Origin of the sequence: Parvibaculum sp. (genome assembly GCF_045863935.1) — a bacterium.
Lineage (GTDB): Bacteria > Pseudomonadota > Alphaproteobacteria > Parvibaculales > Parvibaculaceae > Parvibaculum.
This window is the reverse complement of record NZ_BTVP01000031.1, coordinates 1-23,030: the sequence shown is the minus strand read 5'-3', so window position 1 is coordinate 23,030 and position 23,030 is coordinate 1. Positions and strand designations below refer to the sequence as shown.

Below are 23,030 nucleotides of genomic sequence, written 5' to 3'. Positions count from 1 at the left end.
CGCCTGAAGTCAGGCCTCTTCCCGGGACAAGTCTGGCAGATCGAGCGCCTCCGTGAGCGCGCGGACTTCTGCACGCGCGGCAACATGGGACATCGACATTTGTGCGTCGACCCCCTCCTCCCTGAGATCGAGAAGCGTTAGTCCGGATGGAAACATCTCGCGGAAAATGACCCGCTCGCCGAAGCCCGGCCCGCAACGGAAGCCAATCCGTTGGGCAAGTGCATCGAGCACGGCCTCGACCCGTCTCTTGTTCTTCGCATCGACATGGGAAAGTCGGTTGCGAATGACAATCCAGTCGATCTCACCCCCGTCGGAGACGGCTCTTCGTTTGCGGCACTCCCACACCATCTCGCTGTAAACGCTCGGTCCCTTGACCCTGTAGGTCTGCGGATCGACCCGTCCCAGCAAGTCGAAATCCACGAAACTGTCGTTCATCGGCGTGATGAGAGTGTCGGCCAGCGCATGCCCGAGCCGCGACAGATTGTTGTCGCTGCCGGGGCAGTCGATCACCAGGAAGTCGTTGCCCTCTGAAAGCCGGGCCACCGTCTCGGAAAGCTCCGCCTCCTCGGCCGCATTTGCCTCCGCCACGGTCTCAAGTGCCGAACGCATGATGACAACATGCTCCGGCATGACCAGATTGACGTTGGCGGCATCCGCCCATATCCGCCGGTTTTCGACATAGCGTGTCAGGGACCTCTGGCGTCCGTCGAGGTCAATCGATCCGACGCGATATCCCGCATGCAGGAGATGCGCAATGACATGCATGGCGGTCGTCGTTTTTCCCGAACCGCCCTTTTCGTTGCCGAGTACAATTACATGAGCGGGCCGTTTCGCCCGCAACTCGCCTGTCATTAGCCCGCCCGCTCCCGAAATCTTCGACACCCGGTCGAATCGTGCGGAGTCTGGGTGCTCCGGAAGAGGGCGTCAACAGCCCCCCTTGCGGCCTCCCCCGTCTCTGCGGCTACACTTGGCAGAAGACCGTGGGCGGGGGCCGCCCTTCATCTCCTTGGCGACAACTTCCAGGATTCTTTCGAATGAATGGCATGCTCACTCTCGACCAGCTTTCCGACCTTGTTTCATCCGGCGACATCGACACCGTCGTCATGGCCATGCCGGATATGCAGGGGCGACTGGTCGGAAAGAGGATGACAGCCCCCTTCTTCCTCGACACGGGCGTTCACGAAACCCACGCCTGCAACTACCTCCTCACGGTCGATACCGACATGGAACCGGTCCCGGGCTACAAGGCCGCGAGCTGGGCTCAGGGATATGGCGACTTTGCGCTGAAACCCGACCTGTCCACCCTCCGCCGCGTTCCCTGGCTACCCGGAACGGCCATCGTTATCTGCGATACCGTCGACCATCACGGGGAGGATATTCCTCACGCACCGCGCTCCATTCTCAAGAAGCAGTTGAAGCGCCTCGCCGCCATGAAAATGAAAGCCTTCATGGCGTCCGAGCTTGAGTTCTATCTCTTCGACGAGACTTATGAAGGCGCGCACGAGAAGCGATACAGAGGCCTCAAGACGCCGAATTGGTACATCGAGGACTATCACGTCTTTGCCACCACCAAGGAAGAAGGCATCATGCGGGCGATCCGCACAGGCCTCGAAGGCGCCGGCATTCCCGTTGAGAATTCCAAAGGCGAGTGGGGTCCCGGGCAGGAAGAAATCAACGTTCGTTATGCAGAAGCGCTGGAGATGGCTGACCGTCACACGCTCCTCAAGAACGGCATCAAGGAAATCGCATGGCTGCACGGCAAGGCCGTGACTTTCATGGCGAAGTGGAACTACGAGCAGGCCGGGTCGTCCTGTCACATTCACATGTCGCTCTGGGATGAGAAGGCCAAGGACGCGCACTTCTTTGACGAAAAGGCGAAGCCTTACGGCATGTCCGACCTCTGTCAGAACTTCCTGGCGGGGCAGCTGCGCCACGCGCATGAGATGACCTACTTCCTTGCGCCCGTCGTGAACTCCTACAAGCGCTTCGTGAGCGGCTCGTTCGCGCCTACCAATGTCGTATGGTCGAACGACAATCGCACGGCGGGCTTCCGGATGTGCGGCCATGGTAAGAGCCTGCGCATCGAATGCCGCGTCGGTGGCGCCGACCTGAACCCTTATCTGGCTTATGCCGCCCTGCTCGCCACTGGCCTTCAGGGCGTGGAACAGAAGCTGAGCCTCGAGCCCGAGTTTACGGGCGATGCTTATGGCGGCGCAGGCATCCCCTCCCTGCCAAAGAGCCTACGTGACGCACTTACGGCGCTTGAAAAATCGGATACGCTCCGCGCCGCCCTCGGCGATGACGTTGTCGAGCACTACCTCCACACGGGACGCTGGGAGCAGATGGAATATGAACGCCGTGTCACCGACTGGGAATTGATGAGAGGCTTCGAACGAGGATGAGCGACACCCTGAAAGTCATATCCCCGGTCGACGGGAGCATTTACGCGGAACGCCCCCTGGCGACATGGGCCGAGGTCGACGGCGCCTTGTCCGCTGCGAAAGCGGCTCAGGCCGCCTGGAAATATGTACCCGTCGCGGAGCGCGCCGCGCTCTGTCTGCGCTTCGTGGAGACCTTCCTTGCCATGAAGGACGAGATCGTGCCGGAGCTCGCCTGGCAGATGGGAAGGCCCATCGCTTTCGGCGCCGGTGAGATGAGGGGTTTCGAGGAACGCGCACGCTACATGATCGCGATCGCAGGCGACGCGCTCGCCGACGTCGATGCAGGTCCCAAGGAGGGCTTCCGCCGCTGGGTCCGGCGCGAACCGGTTGGCGCGGTGCTCGTGGTCGCGGCCTGGAACTACCCCTATCTGATCGCCGTCAACTCGGTGGTGCCCGCAATCATGGCTGGCAATACGGTGATCCTGAAGCATTCGGGCCAGACCCCGCTTTGCGCCGAACGCTTTGCAACCGCCTTCGCCAAGGCGGGCGCGCCGGACGGACTCTTCCAGGTCGTGCATATGAGCCACGAGATGACGGAACGAACGATCGCCGACCCACGCACGGACCAGGTGATGTTCACCGGCTCTGTCGCTGGCGGGCACGCGGTCGTCAAGGCAGCCTCCGGCAGGTTCATCAATGTTGGCCTTGAACTCGGCGGCAAGGATCCCGCCTATGTGCGCGCCGACGCCAATCTTCCCTTCGCCGTCGAAAACCTCGTGGACGGCGCCTATTTCAACTCCGGCCAATCGTGCTGCGGCAAGGAACGGCTCTACGTTCATGCCGACGTCTACGACGATTTCGTAGAGGGCTTCGTTGAACTAACGAAGAAATACAAGCTCGGCAGCCCGCTCGATCCCGAAACCACGATCGGTCCTATGGTGCGCGCCTCTGCCGCAACGTTCGTTCGCGGCCAGATCGAACAGGCAAAACGCGCCGGCGCACGGGCGCTGATCGGAGAGGCGCAGTTTCCCGCCTCCAAGGCAGGTACGCCCTATCTGGGTCCGGAAGTCCTTGTCGATGTGAACCACCAGATGGATGTGATGCGTGAGGAGACTTTCGGCCCCGTCATCGGCATCATGAAAGTCACCTCCGACGAGGAAGCGATCCAGCTGATGAATGACAGTCCCTACGGACTGACTGCCTCCGTCTGGACGGAAGACGAGGAGGCCGGGGAAAAGATCGGTGAGCAGATCGACACCGGCACCTTCTTCCTCAACCGCTGCGACTATCTCGACCCTGCCCTCGCCTGGACCGGCGTGAAAGACACCGGACGAGGCGCCACCCTTTCGCGCGTCGGCTACGAATTCGTCACCCGGCCGAAGAGCTATCACCTGAGAACGAAAACAAAATGATCGACACCTATCCGAGCTTGAACGGCAACTGGAACTTCCCGACGAAAATGCGCTTCGGACCGGGGCGCATCCAGGAACTTGCGGAGGCCTGTTCAGTGGCGGGGATAAACCGCCCGCTCCTCGTAACCGATCCCGGCCTGAAGCCGCTCCCGATGATCGCCGAGGCGCTTGCCCTTCTGGAAAAGAACGGCATTCCGCCTGCGCTCTTCACGGACGTGCATCCGAACCCGGTCGGCTCGGACGTGGAAGCCGGCCTCAAGGTCTTCCGGAACGGAAAGCACGACGGCGTCATCGTCATAGGTGGCGGCAGCGCGATGGATGCCGGCAAGGCCATCGCTTTTATGTCGGGGCAGACACGGCCCATGTGGGATTATGAAGACCGCGAGGACTGGTGGACGCGGGCAGATCCGAAGGGCATCGCGCCGGTGATCGCCGTGCCGACGACAGCCGGAACCGGCTCCGAGGTCGGCCGCGCCGCCGTCATCACGGATGAAAGCGACCACACGAAGAAGATCATCTTCCATCCGAAGATGATGCCTGTCGATGTCATCTGCGATCCCGAACTGACCACCGGCCTCCCGCCACACATCACGGCAGCGACGGGCATGGACGCCCTCTCTCACAATCTCGAAGCCTGGTGCTCGCCTTTCTGGCATCCGCTGGCGCAGGGCGTCGCTCTCGAAGGGATGCGGCTGGTGAAGGATTGGCTGCCGGAAGCGACGAGGCGCGGCAGCAACGTCGAGGCGCGCGCCTTCATGTTGGCGGCCTCCTCCATGGGCGCAACGGCCTTCCAGAAGGGACTCGGCTCGATGCACGCGATGAGCCACCCCTGCTCCTCGCTGCGCGGCACGCATCACGGTCTCACCAACGCGGTGGTGATGCCCTATGTGCTGGTTCACAACAAGACAGTGGTCGAGGAGAAGCTGACGGCGGCAGCACGCTATCTCGATCTCCGGAAGCAGAGCTTTTCAGGCTTCGTGGACTGGGTTCTGGCGTTGCGCGAGGAAGTCGGCATTCCGCACACGCTGAAGGAAATCGGCGTCGATCTAGACGTCATCCCGGAAGCGGCTCCCATGGCGCTGGAAGACCCGTGCACCGGTGGCAACCCGCTCCCCATGAGCGTCGCCGATTACGAGACGCTCTACAGCAAGGCGATCGAAGGCCGCCTGGCCTGATTTCTATCTCGGTTGGCCAGGCACCCAGCGGCCTTCGCTGTCGTAGTGGCCGGGGACATATCCTTTGGATTCCTCCGTGGGTGACACGGGCGGAATGGGTGGGCCTTCGCGCATTTGCGGCCGAACCCAGCCGCCATACTCGCTTTTATGGCCGGGAACGAAGCTCTTGCGTGGTTCAGCCTTCGGCGCCGGATTTTCGATCGTCTGAAGCTGCGGGGCTTCCGGCGCAACCGGACCGCGCGCGAAGGCGGGCGACGCGGCAAGAAAAGCGAGAAACGCTGCTGCTATCATCCTGTACATGACAGAGATATAGGGCTCGCGGCGGCGTTTACGACTGGAATTGATGTCCTGTCTCTTCGCCGCTATCTTCCGCGCGGTTTTTCCGGAGGACTTGCCCCATGCCGCTCGATACCGCGAGCTACAAGATTCCCGTCGCACGCAGCGCCGCCGACCTCCGCGAGGCTGTCGCCGCCTGGCGCAAGGAGGGCCTGAGCGTTGCGCTCGTGCCGACCATGGGAGCACTCCATGAAGGACACCTGTCGCTCATCGACCTCGCCCGAACGAAAGCCGACCGCGTCGTCGTTTCCATTTTCGTGAACCCGACCCAGTTCGCGCCGAACGAGGATTTCTCAGCTTATCCCCGTACCGAAGCAGCCGATGCCGCAAAGTTGGAAGGCCAGGCCGACCTCATTTTTGCGCCTGACGCGGCCGACATGTATCCCGAAGGCTTCTCGACCACGATCTCGCTCACCGGCGTTACGGAGCCTCTGGAAGGCACGTTTCGACCAACGCATTTTGCGGGCGTCGCTACGGTCGTCGCCAAGCTGATCCTCCGCGCGATGCCCGAAATCGCGATCTTCGGTGAGAAGGATTGGCAGCAGCTCATGGTGATCCGCCGCATGGTTGCCGACCTCGACATTCCCGTCGAAATTCTGGGCGGGCCTATCATGCGGGAAGCGGACGGCCTCGCCATGTCGTCGCGCAACGTCTATCTCTCGCCGGAGGAGCGGAAGGCCGCCGGCCAACTGAACGTCATCCTGCGCGAGACGGCAGCGAACGTCGCCAAAGGAAAGCCGATCTCCGAAGCGGTGAGCGAAGGGTCGAAGCGTATCCTCGTGCTCGGCTTCGATAAACTCGACTACCTTGAGATCCGCGACGCCGCTTCCCTTGCCGCTTTCCCGGAGGACAAGCCCTCCGGTCCCGCCCGCATACTCGTTGCGGCGAAGATTGGCCGGACACGTCTTATAGACAACATGCCGGTCTGAACGCGCGCTCAGAGATGCGCCTTGAACCAGTCGCGTTGCACCGGCGCGGACATCTTGAACATGTCCCCTGTATAGGCCTGAAAATGCCCGCAAGGCAGCGTGAGGAACCTCTTCGGCTCCAGCGCTGCCTCATAGGCCGCCGCCGTCATGTCGTAGGGTGTCAGATGATCCTCAAGCGCCGCGACGAGAAGAAGCGGTGTCGGCGCTATGCGCGATACATATATCCCTGGCTCGTACTCGGTGAAAAGCTCGACGGACTCGAGCGTCACCTCGTTCTCCCACTTCGTCGAGTTGGATCGCGTGAACTCGGTGAAGAATTCGTAGGTATCCGCCGTTGGCAAAGCGCAAAGCTCACCCTCCGGTGCCGTCACAGGAACGCGTACGCCGGGTTCACCCCGCATCCGGGCGGCGCGATCCGCCTCAAATCCCGCCCGCATTGCCTTCCAGTGATCGCCGCGTATGAGCCGCCGCGCCGACTCGAGACCGGCAACCAGCGGCACTTGCGAAACGACGCATTTGACGCGCCGGTCGATTGCGCCGACGACCAGCACATGTCCTCCCGAATAACTCGAGCCCCAGATGCCGATACGGTCCGGATCGACTTCGTCCATCGCTTGCGCATGAGTAATCGCATCGCGATAGCCGTCGATCTGCTGTCGCGGATCGAGATGACCGCGAGGGGCGCCATCGCTGTCGCCGCAATTACGATGATCGTAAACCAGCGAGGATATTCCTGCCTCCGCGAAGAATTCCGCGAAGTCGTCGAGGTACATTTCCTTCACGGCGGAAAAGCCGTGCGCCATGACCACCGTAGGTGCTGGCCCCTTTGCACCCTTGCCCGGGTAGAACCAGCCACGAAGGGCAACGCCATCTTCCGTCTTGAACTCGATGTCGCGGCGCATGGTCCCTCCCTCACGTTTTTCCAACACCAGCACGGGAGCTGCCGCCTGTCACCCGCTCTTTCGGGCGGGTCAGAGAAGCCCGAGTTCTTCGAGCTCCCGGCGCATTTCCTCGGGCATGTCGTCCCCCGCCTCGCCCTTTTTCACATCCGCAGGCGCATCCTTGGCCTCCAGATACCGCCAGCCCTGAAAGGGTCGCCGCTCCTGCCGCCGCGTCGGCACAATTTCATTGTCGAGCACAAGGCGGCAGCGGCCGATGCCTTCATTGTCGGTAAAGGGTTCGATCCCGATGAGCTTCTGGCGGCACCGGATGACGCCCTTCATGACCCAGTAGAGCGATCCTCCGGAGAGAAGTTCCTCGGCGCGCTTCGGCGCCATGCGGGTCACATGTGCGAGAACCTGCGGCTGCTTGAGCTTCTTCTTTTCGGCAAGCCGCTCGGCCTGCCATTCAGCAAGGTCTGAAATATCGTCCGCACCGACGCAGAGTTTGACGAGATGAACCGTCAATCCTTGCTCTCCTCGAAGGTAACGAGCACGGCCCCCGCCTCAATCTGGTCGCCCACACCGGCATGCACCGCGGCAACCACGGAATCGACACCTGCCACCAAGGTCTGCTCCATCTTCATCGCTTCCATGACCACGAGCGCCGCGCCCTTCTTGACGCTTGCCCCGGCTTCGGTCAGCACCTGAACAATCTTCCCGGGCATTGGCGCCTTGAGCGCACCCGTATCTGCGTCGGACGCAACATCGACATCCATCGGATCGGCGATTTCGAACTCTGTCGCCGTTCCTTCGTGGATGAGGATAAATCCCGCGCCCCTGGAGACACAAGCTGCGCTCAGACGAACGCCATCGACCGTCGCCGTCAGCGCGTTGTCGTCGCTCATGGCGGCGGAAGCGAGCATATCGTCGCCCTCCTCGCGCGCGCCCACAATACGCCAGCCCTCTCCGTCCGGAACGACGGTGAGCATGACTTCCTCGCCCGCCACGAGAAATTTCATCTGCTCGCTGCGGTGCCCGCCGGGAACCCAGCTATCGCTCGCCGACCAGGGCGAGAAGGGTTCATCGCCCAGCCGCTGCGAAGCTTCCAACTGCGCCTTCCGGCGGAGAAGATGCGCAGCGACGCCAAGCGCAAGGACGCGCGGCTCTGCCCCGCCCTTCGGGACGAGCTGATCGAGATGCCGGTCGATGAAGCCCGTATCGATATCCCCGGCCATGAAGGCCTCGTGGCCCATCGTCGCGGCGAGAAAAGCGAGATTTGTCTTTGGGCCCGCGACCTCCATGCGAGACAAAAATCCCCGGAGCGTACGAAGCGTGATCAGCCGTGTCTCGCCATGCGCGATGATCTTTCCGATCATCGGATCGTAGAACATGCTCACCTCATCGTCCTCGCGCACGCCCATGTCGGTACGGACATGTGACATGTTTGACGGGAGACGAAGACGCAGCAGCTTGCCGGTCGAGGGAAAGAACTTCTTCGCCGGGTCTTCCGCATAGAGGCGCACTTCGACCGCGTGGCCTTTCAGCGGTACCTTGTCCTGCGTGAGCGGCAGGTGCTCGCCCGCCGCAACACGAAGCTGCCACTCGACAAGATCGAGCCCCGTGATCGCCTCCGTCACCGGATGCTCGACCTGAAGGCGCGTGTTCATTTCCATGAACCAGAACCCGTCCGGCTTGAGCCCGTCGGACGCATCCGCAATGAACTCGACCGTGCCCGCGCCGCGATAGCCGATGGCCTTCGCCGCGGCCACCGCCGCCTCGCCCATAGCCTTCCGCATTTCAGGCGGCATACCGGGTGCCGGCGCCTCCTCGATCACTTTCTGGTGGCGGCGCTGCAGCGAGCAATCGCGCTCGTAGAGCGAAACGGCTTGCCCATGACCATCCGCGAAGACTTGAATCTCGATATGGCGCGGTCGTGCGACATATTTTTCGACAAGCACACGCTCATCGCCAAAGGCGGACTCCGCCTCGCGCTGCGCGCTCTTGAGTTCCCTGGCGAAGTCGGCGGGGTCGTCGACGCGACGCATGCCCTTGCCGCCGCCGCCCGCGACCGCCTTGATGAGTACGGGGTAGCCGATCTTCACTGCCTGCTCGCCGAGAAAGTCCGCGTCCTGGTTATTCCCATGATAGCCAGGGACCACCGGCACATTGGCCTTCTCCATGAGCGCCTTGGCGGCGTCCTTGAGACCCATGGCGCGGATGGCGCTCGCAGGCGGCCCGACGAAAATGAGCCCGGCCTTCTCGCATGCCTCCGCAAAGCCCGCATTCTCCGACAGGAATCCATAACCGGGATGCACCGCCTCCGCGCCCGAGCGCGCGCAGGCATCGAGAATGGCGTCGATGCGGAGATAGCTTTCGGCAGCCGGCGCCGGTCCGATCCGGTATGCCTCGTCCGCCTCCGCGACGTGATAGGCATTTGCGTCAGCATCGGAATAGACGGCAATGGTCTTGAGGCCCATGCGCCGCGCGGTGCGGATGATACGGACGGTGATCTCGCCGCGATTGGCGATGAGAAGAGTCTTGAACATTTATCCCCTCCTCACATCCGGAAGACGCCAAAGGGCGTCTCCGGTATCGGCGCATTGAGAGTAGCCGAGAATGCGAGCGCAAGAACGCGCCGCGTCTCCGAAGGAGCGACGATTCCATCGTCCCAAAGCCGCGCGGTTGCGAAATAGGGGTGCCCTTCCTCGTCATATTTTGCGCGGATCGGTGCCTTGAAGGCGTCTGCTTCTTCCGGCGTCCACTTCTCCGCGTCGCGATGCACCGTCGCGAGCACGCTGGCCGCCTGCTCTCCGCCCATGACGGATATCCGCGCATTGGGCCAGGTGAAGAGAAAACGGGGCGAATAGGCGCGTCCGCACATGCCGTAATTGCCCGCGCCGTAGGAGCCGCCGATGATCAGCGTGACCTTCGGCACATTGGCCGACGCCACCGCCGTCACCAGCTTTGCGCCGTCCTTGGCGATGCCGCCCGTCTCATATTCACGGCCCACCATGAAACCTGCAATGTTCTGGAGAAAGAGAATCGGCACCTTGCGCTGACAGCAGAGTTCGATGAAATGGGCCCCCTTCAGGGCCGACTCCGAAAAGAGGATGCCGTTATTTGCGATAATGCCGACCGGCAGCCCGTGGATATGCGCGAAACCGCAGACCAGCGTGGTGCCGTAGAGCTTCTTGAACTCGTCGAAATCGGAGCCGTCCACCAGCCGCGCGATCACCTCGCGCACATCGTACTGGATCGAGAGCGAATACGGCACAACGCCGTCGAGCTCGGCCATGTCGTAGAGCGGCTCTCGCGGTTCGGCGAGCGGAATGGCGATGGACTTCTTCCGGTTGAGCGTGCCCGCAATCTGGCGCGCAATGGCAAGCGCATGGGCATCGTCCACAGCATAGTGGTCGGTCACGCCGGACTTGCGGGAATGGACATCCGCGCCGCCGAGGTCTTCCGCCGTCACCACCTCGCCCGTCGCCGCCTTCACCAGCGGCGGACCGCCAAGGAAAATCGTGCCCTGCTTGCGGACGATCACCGTTTCGTCGGACATGGCTGGAACATAGGCGCCGCCCGCCGTGCAGGACCCCATGACGACGGCAACCTGCGGGATACCTTTCGCCGACATGCGCGCCTGATTGTAGAAGATGCGGCCGAAATGCTCGCGGTCGGGGAAGATGTCCGCCTGGTTCGGCAGGTTCGCACCACCCGAATCCACCAGATAGAAGCAGGGCAGATTGTTTTCGAGCGCCACTTCCTGCGCGCGGAGATGCTTCTTCACCGTAACCGGATAATAGGTACCGCCCTTGATCGTCGCATCGTTGCAGACGATGACGCATTCCTGGCCAGCGATGCGCCCTATGCCCGTAATGATGCCGGCAGCGTTGATCGCCTCGCCATACATGTCATGCGCGGCCATCGGGGATAATTCGAGGAAGGGCGTACCCGGATCGATGAGCCCGTAGACGCGTTCGCGCGGCAGCATCTTGCCGCGCGAAACATGCCGCTCACGGGAGCGTTCGTCGCCACCAAGCGCCGCCCTCCCCCTCTCCTCGTTGAGCGCGGCGGTGAGCCGCCCCATCGCCTCCGCATTCTGCTTGAAGCGGGCATCCCGCGTGTTGACGCTTGTTTTCAGAATCGCCACGGCATTCCATCCCGGACTGGATTTTTTATAAAAACGATCATACGTTCGTATCCTGGATCAGGCAAGGCCCGGATCGGCCTTCAATCGAAGGATCGTCTATTGAGCAGAACGGCAGGTTCCTCGGGCAAAAAGACGCTCGCCGCCATCCGCGAGGCAGGGCTCGACCTTATTCACGAGCGCGGCTTCGAAGCGGTGAGCCTGCGACAGCTCGCGGCCCGGGTCGGCCTGCAGCCCGGCTCCCTCTACAACCATATCGAGACCAAGCAGGACCTTCTTTTCGATCTCATCCACAATCACATGGTGACGCTGCTTCAGAGCGTCGACGCCGAACTCGATGGCATCGAGGACCCGCTTGCGCGGCTCAAGGCCTTCATCGCCTTTCACCTCACCTATCATATCGAACGCAAGCGCGAGGTCTTCATCGGCTCGTCCGAATTGCGCAGCCTCGACCCCAAAAACCGCAAGAAGATCGTCGCCTTGCGCCGCGCCTATGAAGAACGGCTCTGCGACATCCTCGAACGCGGGACAGAAAAACGCCTGTTCAAAATTGACGACATACCTGTCAGCGCATACGCCATCCTCGCAATGCTGACAGGCATTTGCACATGGTACGATGCGAAAGGCCGGATCGACCGGAAGACGCTCATCGACATTCACACGCGCCTCGTGCTGCAGGGCGTGCTGAAGTAATCCTCGGGAGGACGCCATGTCCAACGAAGCGAGAACTTTCCTCAACCGCTGGTACGAGTTTGTCGAGACTCACGACGCCGCGCGCCTCGATGCGCTGGTCGCAGAGGGCGCGATGATTTCCTCACCCGCCTTCTTCACGCCAAAGGCGTCGAAGCCCTATGTGATAGCGATCCTGACGGCGGTGATGCAGGGTTTCGAGGATTTCACCTACACCAAGGAATGGGTCGACGGTCAGGACATCATTCTCGAGTTCACCGCGCGCATCGGCGACAAGAAACTCAAGGGCATCGACCGCATCACGGTGAACGAGGCCGGTGAGATCGCGCATATCGAAGTGCTGATCCGCCCGCTGAACGGCCTTATTGCCCTCGCCGAACATGTCAGGGCAACGCTCGGCCAGGCTGCCGCCTGAGCTAGTTCAGCCTCTCTATCGCGACCGCCGTCGCCTCGCCGCCCCCGATGCAGAGCGAGGCGACGCCGCGCTTCGTATCGGTTTGCTTCAGGGCGTTGAGCAGCGTCACAAGGATGCGCGCGCCGGATGCACCGATTGGATGGCCGAGCGCGCAGGCGCCGCCATAGATATTCATGTTCTCGTGGCTGAGGCCAAGATCGCGGATGGCCGCCATCGCAACCACGGCAAACGCCTCGTTGACTTCCCAGAGGTCGATGTCGCTTGCCGACCAGCCGGTCTTTTCCATGAGCTTCGAGATGGCCCCGACCGGCGCGGTCGAAAACCAGGCTGGCGCCTGCGCATGCATGGTCTGGCCGCGAATGGCAGCGAGCGGCGCCAGGCCACGGCGCTCCGCTTCCGAAAGGCGCATGAGGACAAGTGCCGCGGCGCCGTCGGAAATGGAACTCGAATTCGCCGCCGTTACGGAACCGCCTGCCGCAAAGGCGGGCTTCAGCGTCGGTATCTTTGCGGGATCGGCTGTCAGCGGCTGCTCGTCATTCACAACCTCGATAGCACCCTTCTTCGTCGTCACCTCGACCGGCACGATTTCATGGGAGAAGGTGCCGTCTTCCACCGCCTTCTTCGCGCGGGCAAGCGATGTGAGCGCATAGGCATCCTGCTGCTCGCGGGTGAACTGATAGTGCTTCGCCGTCTCCTCGGCATAGAAGCCCATCAAGCGGCCCTCGTAAGCGTCTTCCAGCCCGTCGAGGAACATGTGGTCCTTCACCTCGCCGTGGCCGAGCCGCATGCCGCCACGCGCCTTTGGCAGCAGATAGGGTGCGTTCGTCATGCTTTCGAGACCGCCCGCGATCACGACGTCGCCGCGCCCAGCCGCCAACGCGTCCTGCGCCATCATCACGGCCTTCATGCCCGACCCGCACATCTTGTTGACGGTCGTGCTGGGCGTGCCCTCGTCGAGCCCGGCCCCGAGCGCCGCCTGCCGCGCGGGCGCTTGCCCGAGACCGGCGGAAAGAACGCAGCCCATCAGCACCTCGTCCACGGCCGTCGCCGCAAGCCCTGCCCGCTCAACCGCCCCCTGAATGGCGATGGCGCCCAGTTCAGGCCCGGTTTTGCCCGCAAGCACGCCCTGAAACCCGCCCATGGGGGTGCGCGCCGCACTGACGATGACGACGGGGTCCTTTTCGCTGCCTTGTGCCATGTGTTCGTTTCCACGCTAGAGTTAGCCAACCGGCCGGGATTCGTGGGGAAACCTAGCCTAGAAATATGTCGGGCCAAACAGGCCAGACCAAAGAAGGGGGAAAATCGGTGGAGAACTTCCTGCACGACCTGAGCTGGGTCCTGCCCTTACGCAGCGACGCGGCCACCGTCATCTTCAACGGCTTCACCTTCCTCGGATACACGCCGTTCTTCCTGATCTTCATGCCCATCGGATACTGGCTCTGGGACAGGACCCTTTTTTCCCGCCTCGCCGTCCTGATCGCGCTGACTGCTGTGGTCAATGCATGGCTGAAGGACTTCTGGCAGGACGCCCGCCCCGACCCCGCCTTTCAACTCGACGCCGACCGCGTTGCGGATTCCTACGGCCTTCCCTCCGGTCACGCGCAAGTCGCTGTCGCCATGTGGCTCTGGCTGGCCTACGAGATAAAACGCCCATGGGCGTGGGCGGTAGCCCTCGTCATTGCCGCCGGCGTCTGCTTCAGCCGCCTCTATCTCGGTGTGCATGACGTCGAGGACGTGCTCGCCGGCATCCTGCTCGGCTTCTTCACGCTCGCCATCTTCGCCGTGCTCGTACATGAGCGCGTCATCGCGCGCTGGCGCAAGCTGCCGGCCTGGATGGATTTCGTGGTCATCATCGTCGCGATCCCGGCACTCTGGCTGATCTGGCCGAAAGGCGAGGAACCGACCGGCATCGCGGGCGTCCTGTTTCTGCTGCTCGGCTGGTTCGCAGGCGCCGCGCTCGACCGCAAGGCAGCACCCGAGAAGCCCCTCCTCCCCGCCTGGTGGCTGCAGGTGCTCATGGCCGTCGGCGGCATCGCCGGTCTCTTCGCGCTCCGGAAAGTCCTGATGATGGGCGGAACCGCGGTGGGGCTGCCGGACGCGATCACCGGGTATATCGCGATCACGGGCATCGGCATCTACGCCACATGGATCGCACCGGCAATCTTCCGCAGGCTGAAGCTGATAAAGTAGGGCTCACGCCGTCTCGTTGAAAAGTTCGCGACCGATCAGCATGCGGCGGATCTCGCTTGTCCCCGCTCCGATCTCGTAGAGCTTGGCGTCGCGCAGCAGGCGGCCCGTCGAATAGTCGTTAATGTACCCGTTGCCGCCGAGCGCCTGGATCGCCTCCAGAGCCATCCATGTCGCTTTTTCCGCGGCGTAGAGGATCGCGCCGGCCGCATCCTTGCGCGTCGTCTGCCCCCGGTCGCAGGCTTTCGCAACGGCATAGACATAGGCCCGGCAGGCATTCATCGTCGAATACATGTCGGCGAGCTTGCCCTGCATGAGCTGGAATGTGCCGATCGGTTCGCCGAACTGCTTGCGCTCATGGACATACGGCACGACCGCGTCCATGCAGGCCTGCATGATGCCGAGCGGACCGGCGGCGAGCACCGCCCGCTCATAGTCGAGGCCGGACATCAGCACGCGTACGCCCTCATTCACCTTGCCGAGAACATTATCCTCGGGGACCTCGCAATCCTGGAAGACGAGTTCGGCGGTGTTTGAGCCGCGCATACCGAGCTTGTCGAGTTTCTGGGCGGCGCTGAAACCCTTCATGCCCTTCTCGATCAGGAAAGGCGTGATCCCCTTCGGGCCCGCATTGGCATCGGTCCTCGCATAGACGATCAGCGTTTCTGCATCGGGACCGTTGGTAATCCACATCTTGTTGCCGTTGAGCACATAGCGGTCGCCCTTTTTCTCCGCCTTGAGCCGCATCGACACGACATCCGAACCGGAACCGGGCTCGGACATGGCAAGCGCGCCGACATGCTCACCCGACATGAGCTTGGGCAGGTATTTCCGCTTCTGCGCATCCGTGCCCCAGCGGCGAAGCTGGTTCACGCAGAGGTTGGAATGCGCGCCGTAGGAAAGGCCGACGCTCGCCGAACCGCGACTGATCTCTTCCATCGCAACGACGTGCTCGAGATAGCCAAGCCCAGTGCCGCCAAACTCTTCCTCGACCGTTATCCCCAGGAGACCGAGCTCACCGAGCTGCGGCCAGAGATCGCGCGGAAACTCGTTGCTGCGGTCGATCTCGGCGGCACGCGGCGTGATTTTATCCGCGGTGAATGCGCGCACCGTGTCGCGGATCATGTCGGCGGTTTCACCTAGATCGAAATCGAGCGAAGGATAGTCGTTCGGAAGCATGGGCTTTTTCCTTTTATTGCCGGGCGTTTATGCCACGCCCTTGACGCCGTCGTCACCGCCCCGATCGGGTGGGCCGCACATTCATTCGGCGGAGTAGATATCCACGACGTCGGATTCCGTGAAGACTGTATAAACGCCCGCCCCCGGGCTCCCACCCACCACGACGAACTTTCCGTCCGCCGCCGCGGCAACGGAGCCGTGGCGCGGCGTCGGCATCGGCTTCGCCTGCTCCCACCGATTGTTCGCAAGGTCGAGGACGAAATGGTCGCCATAGGTGCGTGGCGGCACCCGCTGCTCTCCGCCCGTAACGTGGACCTTGCCGTCGAGCAGGGCTGCGACATGGCCCGAACGCGGCGCTGGCAAGGCCGGGCCGCTGGCCCACCTGCCCGTGGACGGATCGAAAATATCGACGCGCGACGTAGCCGCACCATCCGACAGGCCGCCGATCGCATAGATGCGGCCGTCGACGGCAACGTAAGCCGCGGCGACGCGCGGTGCGGGCATGGCGTCGCCGACTGCCTCCCAGCTATCGGCGCCAGGATCGTAGGCCCAGACGCGCGAGGCGCCATCGCCGCGCCCGCCAAGCGCGTAAATCCGTCCGCCGACAGAGACGAGACCGTGCCCTGCTCTTCTGGCGGGCATGTCGGCGGTGCCGAGCCACGTACCGACACGCGGATCGTAGACCCAGCTATTGGCGGTATCCCCGGCTTCTGCCACATCGGCCAAACTGGATGTGCCGCCGGAGGTAACGAAATCCTGCCGCTGCGGCGCAGGCGCTTCATATCCGCCCGAAACGAAAAGCTTGCCGCCATGCGCGGCCATGCCGAACTGCTGAAGGCCGACCGGCAGCGCCGGAGCGGCGCGCCAGATATTCCCGCGCATGTCGTAAATTTCGGCGACCGTGCGCGGACCGGAGGTGCTGTCGCCACCGATCACATAGAAGTCGCTGCCAAGCAATGCGCCACCCGCGAAGGCCCGGCCCGTGGACATCGGCGCACCTTCGCTCCAGCCGGATGCGGAGGCCGTCATGGGGGCCGCGACAAGCAGAAAGGCCAGCGAGAAAACACCCCGCCATTTCAACGTCTTGAACATGAAACCTCCCTCTGCTCCGTCGCTCAGTAGAACAAGACCAGCGCCGCAAGGCCCAGAAACGAGAAAAAACCGACAACGTCCGTCATCGTGGTAACGAAAACGGCCGAAGATACGGCGGGGTCGGCACCAACCTTGTCGAGCCCCAAGGGTACGAGAATACCCGTAAGGCTCGCCACCACCAGGTTGATCATCATGGCCGATGCGAAGACCAAACCGAGCCACTCATTGCCGAAAATCAACGCAACCAGAACTCCGAGCAACAGAGCGAAGACGCAGCCATTGACGATGCCGACCCAGAACTCGCGAAGGATTGTGCGGCTGGCATTGAAGGGTACAAGATCGCGCGTCGCCAGCGCGCGGACGGTAACGGTCATCGTCTGCGTGCCCGCATTGCCCCCCATCGACGCCACGATCGGCATGAGCACGGCGAGCGCCACCATCTGCTCGATCGTGCCATCGAAAAGCGCGATGACTGAAGCGGCGATGACCGCCGTCACCAGATTCACGAGAAGCCAGGGAACGCGGCTCCGGCTCGTCTGAAAGACGGTGTCCGAGATCGCTTCCTCGCCAACGCCTGCGAGAAGGCGGATATCCTCGGCCGCTTCCTCGCTGATAACTTCCACGATGTCGTCCACCGTGATGACGCCGACGAGGCGGCCCGCCTCGTCCACCACGGCGGCGGAAATGAGGTCGTACTTGCTGAACTGAAGCGCCACTTCTTCCTGGTCCATGCCGACGGGAATGAGCGTCTGCTCGGCCTCCATGATGTCCGAGATCTTCACAGGACGCTTGGTCCGCATGAGGCGGGAAAGCGGCACGGTACCGCATGGCTTGTAGGCGGCATCGACGACGAAGATTTCGTAGAACTCGTCCGGAAGCTCCTTCGCCTCGCGCAGATAGTCGATGGTCTGACCGATATCCCAATAAGGCGGCACAGCGACGAGCTCGCGCTGCATGAGACGGCCGGCGCTGTAGTCGGGATAGTCGAGAGATTGTTCGAGGGCGGCGCGTTCGCTCGCCGGCAACTGGTCGAGGATGAGCCGCTGCTCCGCCTCATCCATGTCTTCGAGGAGGTAGACGGCGTCGTCGGAATCCATTTCCGTCAGCGCCGCCGCAATATCCTTCGGATCGAGAAGCTCGATCACATGGTCGCGCACGCTTTCGTCGAGCTCGCTCAGGACCTCCGGGTTGAGGTCGCTGCCGAGCATGCCGACGAGCACCTCGCGCTCTTCATTGCGCAGGAGCTCGAAAAGTTCGGCAAGGTCGGCTGGCCGCAACGGCAGAACGAGTTCGCGCGCCTGCGCGGCATCGGCACGGTCCACCGCGTCAACCACCGAACGCACGAATCCCGGCGACAGGGCGTCCTCCGCCGTTTCCTCCGGTACATGTGTGTGAGCCGGGTCGGCCAAGCGCGCACTCCCGTGTGAATCGCGGTCCCGAATTGCGGCGAGTGTGCGCTATTTGCCCCCGGCCTGCCAGCCGGGGAGGCACGAAAAGCCGGAGCAAACCGCGAAAAAATGGCGATTCAAAAAGGGAGAGGAAAACCCTTTAACGAGCCTCAGGGCTCTGATGGTGCGGTCGAGAAGACTCGAACTTCCACGGGAGTTACCCCACAGCGACCTCAACGCTGCGCGTCTACCAATTCCGCCACGACCGCATGCCTCGTGGGCCGGGCGGATGTAACAAATCCCTGACGCTTGCTCAAGCGGCAAATGGCAGGAAAGAAGGCTTAAATGCCGTCGCCATCAAGATTGTTGGGGAGATGGATGCCGCACTCGTCCTTATCCTTGCCGACCCAGCGGCCATCGCGATAGGAGCCGCCCTCCGGCACGCGCTCGGTGCAGGGCATGCAGCCGATGGAAAGGTAGTTGTCCTTCACCAGCGGATGGCGCGGCAGCTTGTACTCATCGAGATAGGCTTCAAGGTCTTCCTGCGTCCAGTGGGCCAGCGGATTGACCTTGAAACGGGTGCCCGTGGCCGTGCCCGGCTCGCCGGTAGCGCGCACCCTCTCCTCCTCGATCGGCTCCATGACCGCGCGCGCATTCGTCTGGAAGCGCTTGCGGCCGGTGATCGAAGCATCGAACCCCTTCAGCGCCCGCTCGAGCGGCAGGACCTTGCGGATGAAGCAGCAGGCATCGGCATCGGCGTTCCACAGGCCTCCATTCGGGTCCTGCGCCAAGAGATCGGCAGGGTGCGGCCCGACGGCGCGAATGTCGGTAAGGCCGAGCTTTTCCTGCAGCCGGTCGCGGTAGCGCAGCGTCTCACCAAAGAGCTTACCGGTATTGAGGAAGATCACAGGCGTCGACGGATCGACCTGCGCCACCATGTGAAGGAGCACGGCGGATTCAGCCCCGAAGGAAGAAACCACCGCGATCTTGCCCGGAAATGCCTTCTTGATCGTAGCTTCGAGCAGGTCCATGCCCGAAAGGCCCGAATATGCGTCGCGGAGGCGCTGCAGCACGGGCGAGCCAACGGTCGCCGCGTCCATGATGGCCGCGCGGTCCTCGCCCATGGCTGCCTTGCCCGGACGCTTTCTGAGATCGATAGCTGTCATTCGAGCCAGCCTTTCTCTTCGATATAGGCATCGGTCTTGCGGCCGATTTCCGCGAGTTCATGACCTTCCGCACGCCAGGCCCTGCGCTGGCGTCCAAGCTCGTCGAGCCGTCCCGCCCATTCGGGCCCGAAAAGCCCTTCGAGATACCGTCGAAGCCGCCGCGCAAGGCCCGGAGACTTGCCGCCTGTCGAGACCGAGATCACCAGATCGCCGCGGCGGACGATGGAGGGAATGTGAAAGTCGCAAAGCGGCTTCACGTCCTCCGTATTCACCAGGCGCCCGGCGGCGCGAGCCTTGCCCGCAAGGGCCACGCTTTCCCGGTCGCCAAGCCCCGCCAGAAACACGAGATGCGCCGATGTCAGCGCTTCGTCGCCGGGCCTCGCCCCCTTGAGCCGCTTGCCGGCCTCCTTCGTGAAGGCCGCGGACGGCGCCTCGCAATAGATTTCCAGGTCCTGGGCGCCGGCATGGTCGAGAGCGGCAAGCCGCTTCCCGGCGGCTTCGCCCTCGCCCACCAGAATCACCTTGAGGGAACCGAGATCGACCAGGATCGGAAGCACGTGCACCTCCCGGTGCCATTCAATTTCCCGCTAGACATAACAACTATGCCTTATAATTCAACTCTCGTCCGTATAATTATATTTTTTACACATGTATTCCGCAGAATAACAAAAAAGGCCCGTAAAGGGCCCTTCTTCAGTGCTTCCGGGATATCGCAGCCGTCAGGAATGCTGGGCGCTCGATTCCGATGCGGTGAGGACGGAGGTGATGGAAACCGCTACCCGCTCGCCCTGCACGACGATCTGCCCGCGCGCGATGGGCACGTTATTGGCCAGGATCCATATCTCCTCGTCCTGCTTCGTGCCGAGTTCAATCACCGCGCCGCGACCCATCTTCAAAAGCTGATGGATCGGCAGCGTGGTCTTGCCAAGCACGACCGAGAGTTCGACAAAGACGTTGTTGACGGAATTCACGAGCGACCCCACTTGCCCCAAAGCACTGATACGGCACCTAAAATCGCATGCTAGAGTTACCCCATGGTTAAGCCGCTCCCCCTCGCCGGCGAGATGACGGAAACGCCGGAATGGCGGATTTCCGACCTTCCCGTGCCCTATGGCGAGGCAGTGGCCGAAATGGAGGCAAGGGTCACGGCAATCGCCGAAGGCCGGGCGCGCGAGCTGGTCTGGCTGCTGGAACACCCCCCGCTCTATACGGCCGGCACAAGCGCCGACGTCCGAGATCTCATTGATCCCAAACGCTTTCCCGTCTTCAAGACAGGCCGTGGCGGGCAATACACCTATCACGGGCCCGGGCAGCGGGTGGCCTATGTGATGCTCGACCTGAAGCGCCGCAAGCCCGACGTCCGCGCCTTCGTGGAGGACCTGGAGCGCTGGCTGATCGCGGCCCTGGCCGAGTTCAACGTGACGGGCGAGCTGCGCGAGGGCCGCGTCGGCGTGTGGGTCAGGCGGCCGGAAAAGGGGCTGACGGCAGAAGACAAGATCGCGGCCATCGGCGTGCGCATCCGGAAATGGGTGACGTTTCATGGGGTTAGCCTGAACGTCGATCCGGACCTCGACCACTTCGCCGGCATCGTGCCCTGCGGCATCAGCCAGTTCGGCGTGACGAGCCTCGCCGATCTCGGGCTCACCGCGACGATGGCCGATGCCGACATCGCGCTGAAGCGGACCTTTGCCGGCATCTTCGGCGGCGAGCCCGCATAATTAATCCGTAGACGGACGTTACCCGGGCATAAGCCGAATCCGGCTTGCAATACCGGCGCTTGGGAAGAAATCCGCACAAGGCGGATGAACGGCCGTCATACGAATGTCATAGAACCGTTACATTTGACCGACTTATCCTCCCCATACGGAGGATTGCGATTTATCCCCGCCGGACAAAAAGTGCCGTTGCGCGAGAGCGGGGACAAGAAAAGACGCAGGGACTCCGCTCCCATCGAGCGCAAAAACCTTTCCCCGCTTTTTACTGCCCTCGCGCCCCTCAGACCGGCTCGCTGCGGAAGCCGATATAGAGGAGGCCGATGCCGCCTGCGACGGCGGCGAGCCAGATGAGCGCGCCGAGGATGGGGATGGAAATGCCGATCCAGACGATGGCCGTCGCGAGAACGATGCCGACGATGCGCCCGAGCGTGCCCTGCCCGAACTCGCCGATGCGGCTCGATATGTAGTCGCCAAAGGCGACGAGTGTCGCGACGAGGCCGAAGAGCATGCCGAGCGGCCAGAGCAGAAGCAGCAGGAAGGCGATCGGCAGGCCGACAATGGTGATGGCGACGGCGAAGATCATCACCGGCAGGCCGACGAGCCAGGCAAGCCCGAGCCCGAAGGCGATCGCCCATTCGCCCGCGAGCCCTTCGCGCATGCGCATGGTCGCGGCGGGCGCGAGAAGCGCGAACGCAATGGCGAGTGCGCCGAAGAAGACGGCGCCCGGCGCCGTCATGTGATATCCCGGCGCGGCGAGACCCGAGCGGTCGTCCCAGCGTTCGTGCATGTGCTCCTGCCGCCAGGCCTCGCGCGTGCTGCCACGGGGGCGCGGCTCCGCCTCGTCAACGCCCCGGCCGGGCACGAAATCCTCGCCATTGATCTCGCCCGCGACCTTCGCGCCCTTGTCGATCTGCGCGGCGGAGGGAGAGTAATAGGTGACGTTGCCCGCGATTTCGGCGTCCGGCCCGAGCGAAAGGTCGAGGCCGTAGAAGGTGACGTTGCCCTTCACCTCGCCATTGATGAGCGCTTCCTGCGCGCGGATCGAAAGATCGCCGTCAAGCTCGCCCTCGACCGCGACGCGGCGGCCCGCGATCCATGTATCGCCGCCGACCTCCGCATCGCGCGTGAGAATGACGATCTGTCCGGCGGCGGTGAGCGCGCCCTTCACCTTGCGGTCGAAGGTGAGTTCTTCGGCGGCAGCGAAGACATCGTCGCCGGTCTGCCACTCGACGGCGCGGCCCGTCGCGGCTTCCGAGGCGCCTTGCGCGAAGGCGGGCGCAAGGCCCGCGCCGATCAGCGCCATGAGGGTGAGGACCGCAATCTTGATGCCGCGCATGTCTCGTCTCCTTCCGTCCGTTCCCCCGAGGAGGACTATAGCGCGGGAGAAGGGGTTGAGACAGGGTTGGGGGGTGTTTCCGCGTCCCCCCGCCCCAAACGGCCCTCCGTTGGTTTGCTTTTGCCGACAGGCCGCAAAAGGGCCGTTTGACCCTCCCCGAGGGGAGGGTGGGTGGTTAGCGTTCTACGCGATTGAGATGACTCCAGATCGTTTCCACCACATCATCGGTGCGCGCAAGCACATCATTGTTCCAGAAACGAAGCACCGTGTAGCCATCGCGGTTCAGGAATGCCGTCCGGCGACCGTCACGCACCAGTCCCTGCGGCTCGTTGTGCTGCCCTCCATCGACTTCAACGATGAGCTTTTTTCGAGGCACGCAAAATCGACGATGTACGCACCAACACGATGCTGGCGCCGAAAGTGGCAGCCAAGCCTGTTGCCACGCAGGCGGCTCCAGAGCCGCTTCTCCGCCTCCGTCATATCGCGTCTTAACTGGCGTACACGGAAATCCGTCATACACCGAGCTTACCGCCCCACCCTCCCCTCGGGGATTCCTCTGCGAAACCCATCGCGTTCGGGTTTGCCGGGTATCCGGTGTGGT

The 23,030-nt window shown here is 62.8% G+C and carries 21 protein-coding genes, 1 tRNA gene and 1 pseudogene; 8 read left to right on the top strand and 15 right to left on the bottom strand.

Annotated elements, in window-relative coordinates; genetic code table 11:
* Window positions 1-9: 9 nt before the first annotated feature.
* Window positions 10-852: a division plane positioning ATPase MipZ gene (locus tag ACKUUH_RS12970; RefSeq protein WP_407950340.1), complete on the bottom strand. Its 843-nt coding sequence runs from the start codon at window positions 850-852 to the stop codon at window positions 10-12.
* A gap of 182 nt (window positions 853-1,034) precedes the next feature.
* Here ACKUUH_RS12970 and ACKUUH_RS12965 point away from each other — a divergent pair, with 182 nt between their 5' ends.
* The 4 genes from ACKUUH_RS12965 to panC all read left to right on the top strand — a co-directional run bounded on the left by ACKUUH_RS12965 (window position 1,035) and on the right by panC (window position 6,233).
* The gene (locus ACKUUH_RS12965) at window positions 1,035-2,402 is read left to right on the top strand and encodes a glutamine synthetase family protein (RefSeq protein WP_407950339.1); all 1,368 of its coding nucleotides are present in this window, start codon (window positions 1,035-1,037) and stop codon (window positions 2,400-2,402) included.
* The gene (locus tag ACKUUH_RS12960) at window positions 2,399-3,793 is read left to right on the top strand and encodes an aldehyde dehydrogenase family protein (protein ID WP_407950338.1); all 1,395 of its coding nucleotides are present in this window, start codon (window positions 2,399-2,401) and stop codon (window positions 3,791-3,793) included. Before ACKUUH_RS12965 ends, ACKUUH_RS12960 begins: the two co-directional genes overlap by 4 nt.
* Window positions 3,790-4,968 (top strand): iron-containing alcohol dehydrogenase, encoded by a 1,179-nt coding sequence (locus ACKUUH_RS12955; protein ID WP_407950337.1) that lies wholly within the window; start codon window positions 3,790-3,792, stop codon window positions 4,966-4,968. The genes ACKUUH_RS12960 and ACKUUH_RS12955 overlap by 4 nt, the downstream gene beginning before the upstream one ends.
* Window positions 4,969-5,366: 398 nt before the next feature.
* Window positions 5,367-6,233, top strand: coding sequence for a pantoate--beta-alanine ligase (gene panC / locus ACKUUH_RS12950; RefSeq protein ID WP_407950336.1), 867 nt, complete (start codon window positions 5,367-5,369; stop codon window positions 6,231-6,233).
* A gap of 8 nt (window positions 6,234-6,241) precedes the next feature.
* Here the strand turns inward: panC and ACKUUH_RS12945 are convergent, their stop codons facing one another.
* From ACKUUH_RS12945 to ACKUUH_RS12930, 4 genes are all read right to left on the bottom strand, one after another.
* Window positions 6,242-7,135, bottom strand: a complete 894-nt coding sequence (locus ACKUUH_RS12945; RefSeq protein WP_407950335.1) for an alpha/beta hydrolase — start codon at window positions 7,133-7,135, stop codon at window positions 6,242-6,244.
* Between the two features lie 69 nt (window positions 7,136-7,204).
* A complete protein-coding gene (locus tag ACKUUH_RS12940; protein ID WP_407950334.1) occupies window positions 7,205-7,639 on the bottom strand; it encodes a DUF1489 family protein in 435 nt (144 codons plus the stop codon).
* On the bottom strand, window positions 7,636-9,660 hold the full coding sequence (locus ACKUUH_RS12935; protein ID WP_407950333.1) for an acetyl/propionyl/methylcrotonyl-CoA carboxylase subunit alpha: 2,025 nt from the start codon (window positions 9,658-9,660) through the stop codon (window positions 7,636-7,638). Before ACKUUH_RS12935 ends, ACKUUH_RS12940 begins: the two co-directional genes overlap by 4 nt.
* 11 nt (window positions 9,661-9,671) lie before the next feature.
* The gene (locus ACKUUH_RS12930) at window positions 9,672-11,258 is read right to left on the bottom strand and encodes a carboxyl transferase domain-containing protein (RefSeq protein WP_407950359.1); all 1,587 of its coding nucleotides are present in this window, start codon (window positions 11,256-11,258) and stop codon (window positions 9,672-9,674) included.
* Window positions 11,259-11,363: 105 nt separating this feature from the next.
* Here ACKUUH_RS12930 and ACKUUH_RS12925 point away from each other — a divergent pair, with 105 nt between their 5' ends.
* Both ACKUUH_RS12925 and ACKUUH_RS12920 read left to right on the top strand, forming a co-directional pair.
* Window positions 11,364-11,954, top strand: a complete 591-nt coding sequence (locus ACKUUH_RS12925) for a TetR/AcrR family transcriptional regulator (protein WP_407950332.1) — start codon at window positions 11,364-11,366, stop codon at window positions 11,952-11,954.
* 16 nt (window positions 11,955-11,970) lie between these two features.
* Window positions 11,971-12,366, top strand: a complete 396-nt coding sequence (locus ACKUUH_RS12920; RefSeq protein WP_407950331.1) for a nuclear transport factor 2 family protein — start codon at window positions 11,971-11,973, stop codon at window positions 12,364-12,366.
* Between the two features lies 1 nt (window position 12,367).
* On the opposite strand, the gene ACKUUH_RS12915 is transcribed toward ACKUUH_RS12920, so the two are convergent.
* Window positions 12,368-13,564 (bottom strand): acetyl-CoA C-acyltransferase, encoded by a 1,197-nt coding sequence (locus tag ACKUUH_RS12915; RefSeq protein ID WP_407950330.1) that lies wholly within the window; start codon window positions 13,562-13,564, stop codon window positions 12,368-12,370.
* A gap of 107 nt (window positions 13,565-13,671) precedes the next feature.
* On the opposite strand from ACKUUH_RS12915, the gene ACKUUH_RS12910 reads away from it, so the two are divergent.
* The gene (locus tag ACKUUH_RS12910) at window positions 13,672-14,556 is read left to right on the top strand and encodes a phosphatase PAP2 family protein (RefSeq protein ID WP_407950329.1); all 885 of its coding nucleotides are present in this window, start codon (window positions 13,672-13,674) and stop codon (window positions 14,554-14,556) included.
* A 3-nt stretch (window positions 14,557-14,559) separates the two neighbouring features.
* On the opposite strand, the gene ACKUUH_RS12905 is transcribed toward ACKUUH_RS12910, so the two are convergent.
* The 7 genes from ACKUUH_RS12905 to ACKUUH_RS12875 form a co-directional block, all read right to left on the bottom strand.
* Window positions 14,560-15,732 carry an isovaleryl-CoA dehydrogenase gene (locus ACKUUH_RS12905; RefSeq protein ID WP_407950328.1) on the bottom strand — a complete coding sequence of 391 codons (1,173 nt, stop codon included), beginning with the start codon at window positions 15,730-15,732 and terminating at the stop codon, window positions 14,560-14,562.
* 81 nt (window positions 15,733-15,813) lie between these two features.
* Entirely contained in the window at window positions 15,814-16,824 is a 1,011-nt protein-coding gene (locus ACKUUH_RS12900) for a Kelch repeat-containing protein (protein ID WP_407950327.1), read from the bottom strand.
* 23 nt (window positions 16,825-16,847) lie between these two features.
* Window positions 16,848-18,233: a magnesium transporter gene (gene mgtE / locus ACKUUH_RS12895; RefSeq protein WP_407950326.1), complete on the bottom strand. Its 1,386-nt coding sequence runs from the start codon at window positions 18,231-18,233 to the stop codon at window positions 16,848-16,850.
* A gap of 161 nt (window positions 18,234-18,394) precedes the next feature.
* Window positions 18,395-18,481 (bottom strand) — tRNA-Leu (locus ACKUUH_RS12890).
* Between the two features lie 72 nt (window positions 18,482-18,553).
* Window positions 18,554-19,378 (bottom strand): phosphoadenylyl-sulfate reductase, encoded by an 825-nt coding sequence (locus ACKUUH_RS12885; RefSeq protein ID WP_407950325.1) that lies wholly within the window; start codon window positions 19,376-19,378, stop codon window positions 18,554-18,556.
* The gene (locus tag ACKUUH_RS12880) at window positions 19,375-19,935 is read right to left on the bottom strand and encodes a bifunctional precorrin-2 dehydrogenase/sirohydrochlorin ferrochelatase (RefSeq protein WP_407950324.1); all 561 of its coding nucleotides are present in this window, start codon (window positions 19,933-19,935) and stop codon (window positions 19,375-19,377) included. The genes ACKUUH_RS12885 and ACKUUH_RS12880 overlap by 4 nt, the downstream gene beginning before the upstream one ends.
* Before the next feature lie 162 nt (window positions 19,936-20,097).
* Window positions 20,098-20,349: a FliM/FliN family flagellar motor switch protein gene (locus ACKUUH_RS12875; protein WP_407950323.1), complete on the bottom strand. Its 252-nt coding sequence runs from the start codon at window positions 20,347-20,349 to the stop codon at window positions 20,098-20,100.
* A 63-nt stretch (window positions 20,350-20,412) separates the two neighbouring features.
* Here ACKUUH_RS12875 and lipB point away from each other — a divergent pair, with 63 nt between their 5' ends.
* Window positions 20,413-21,096: a lipoyl(octanoyl) transferase LipB gene (gene lipB / locus ACKUUH_RS12870; protein ID WP_407950322.1), complete on the top strand. Its 684-nt coding sequence runs from the start codon at window positions 20,413-20,415 to the stop codon at window positions 21,094-21,096.
* Window positions 21,097-21,373: 277 nt separating this feature from the next.
* Here lipB and ACKUUH_RS12865 read toward each other — a convergent pair whose 3' ends face one another.
* Together ACKUUH_RS12865 and ACKUUH_RS12860 are read right to left on the bottom strand one after the other, a co-directional pair.
* Window positions 21,374-22,429 carry a hypothetical protein gene (locus tag ACKUUH_RS12865; RefSeq protein ID WP_407950321.1) on the bottom strand — a complete coding sequence of 352 codons (1,056 nt, stop codon included), beginning with the start codon at window positions 22,427-22,429 and terminating at the stop codon, window positions 21,374-21,376.
* Between the two features lie 175 nt (window positions 22,430-22,604).
* Window positions 22,605-22,909, bottom strand: a pseudogene (locus tag ACKUUH_RS12860) (endonuclease domain-containing protein).
* Between the last annotated feature and the right edge of the window lie 121 nt (window positions 22,910-23,030).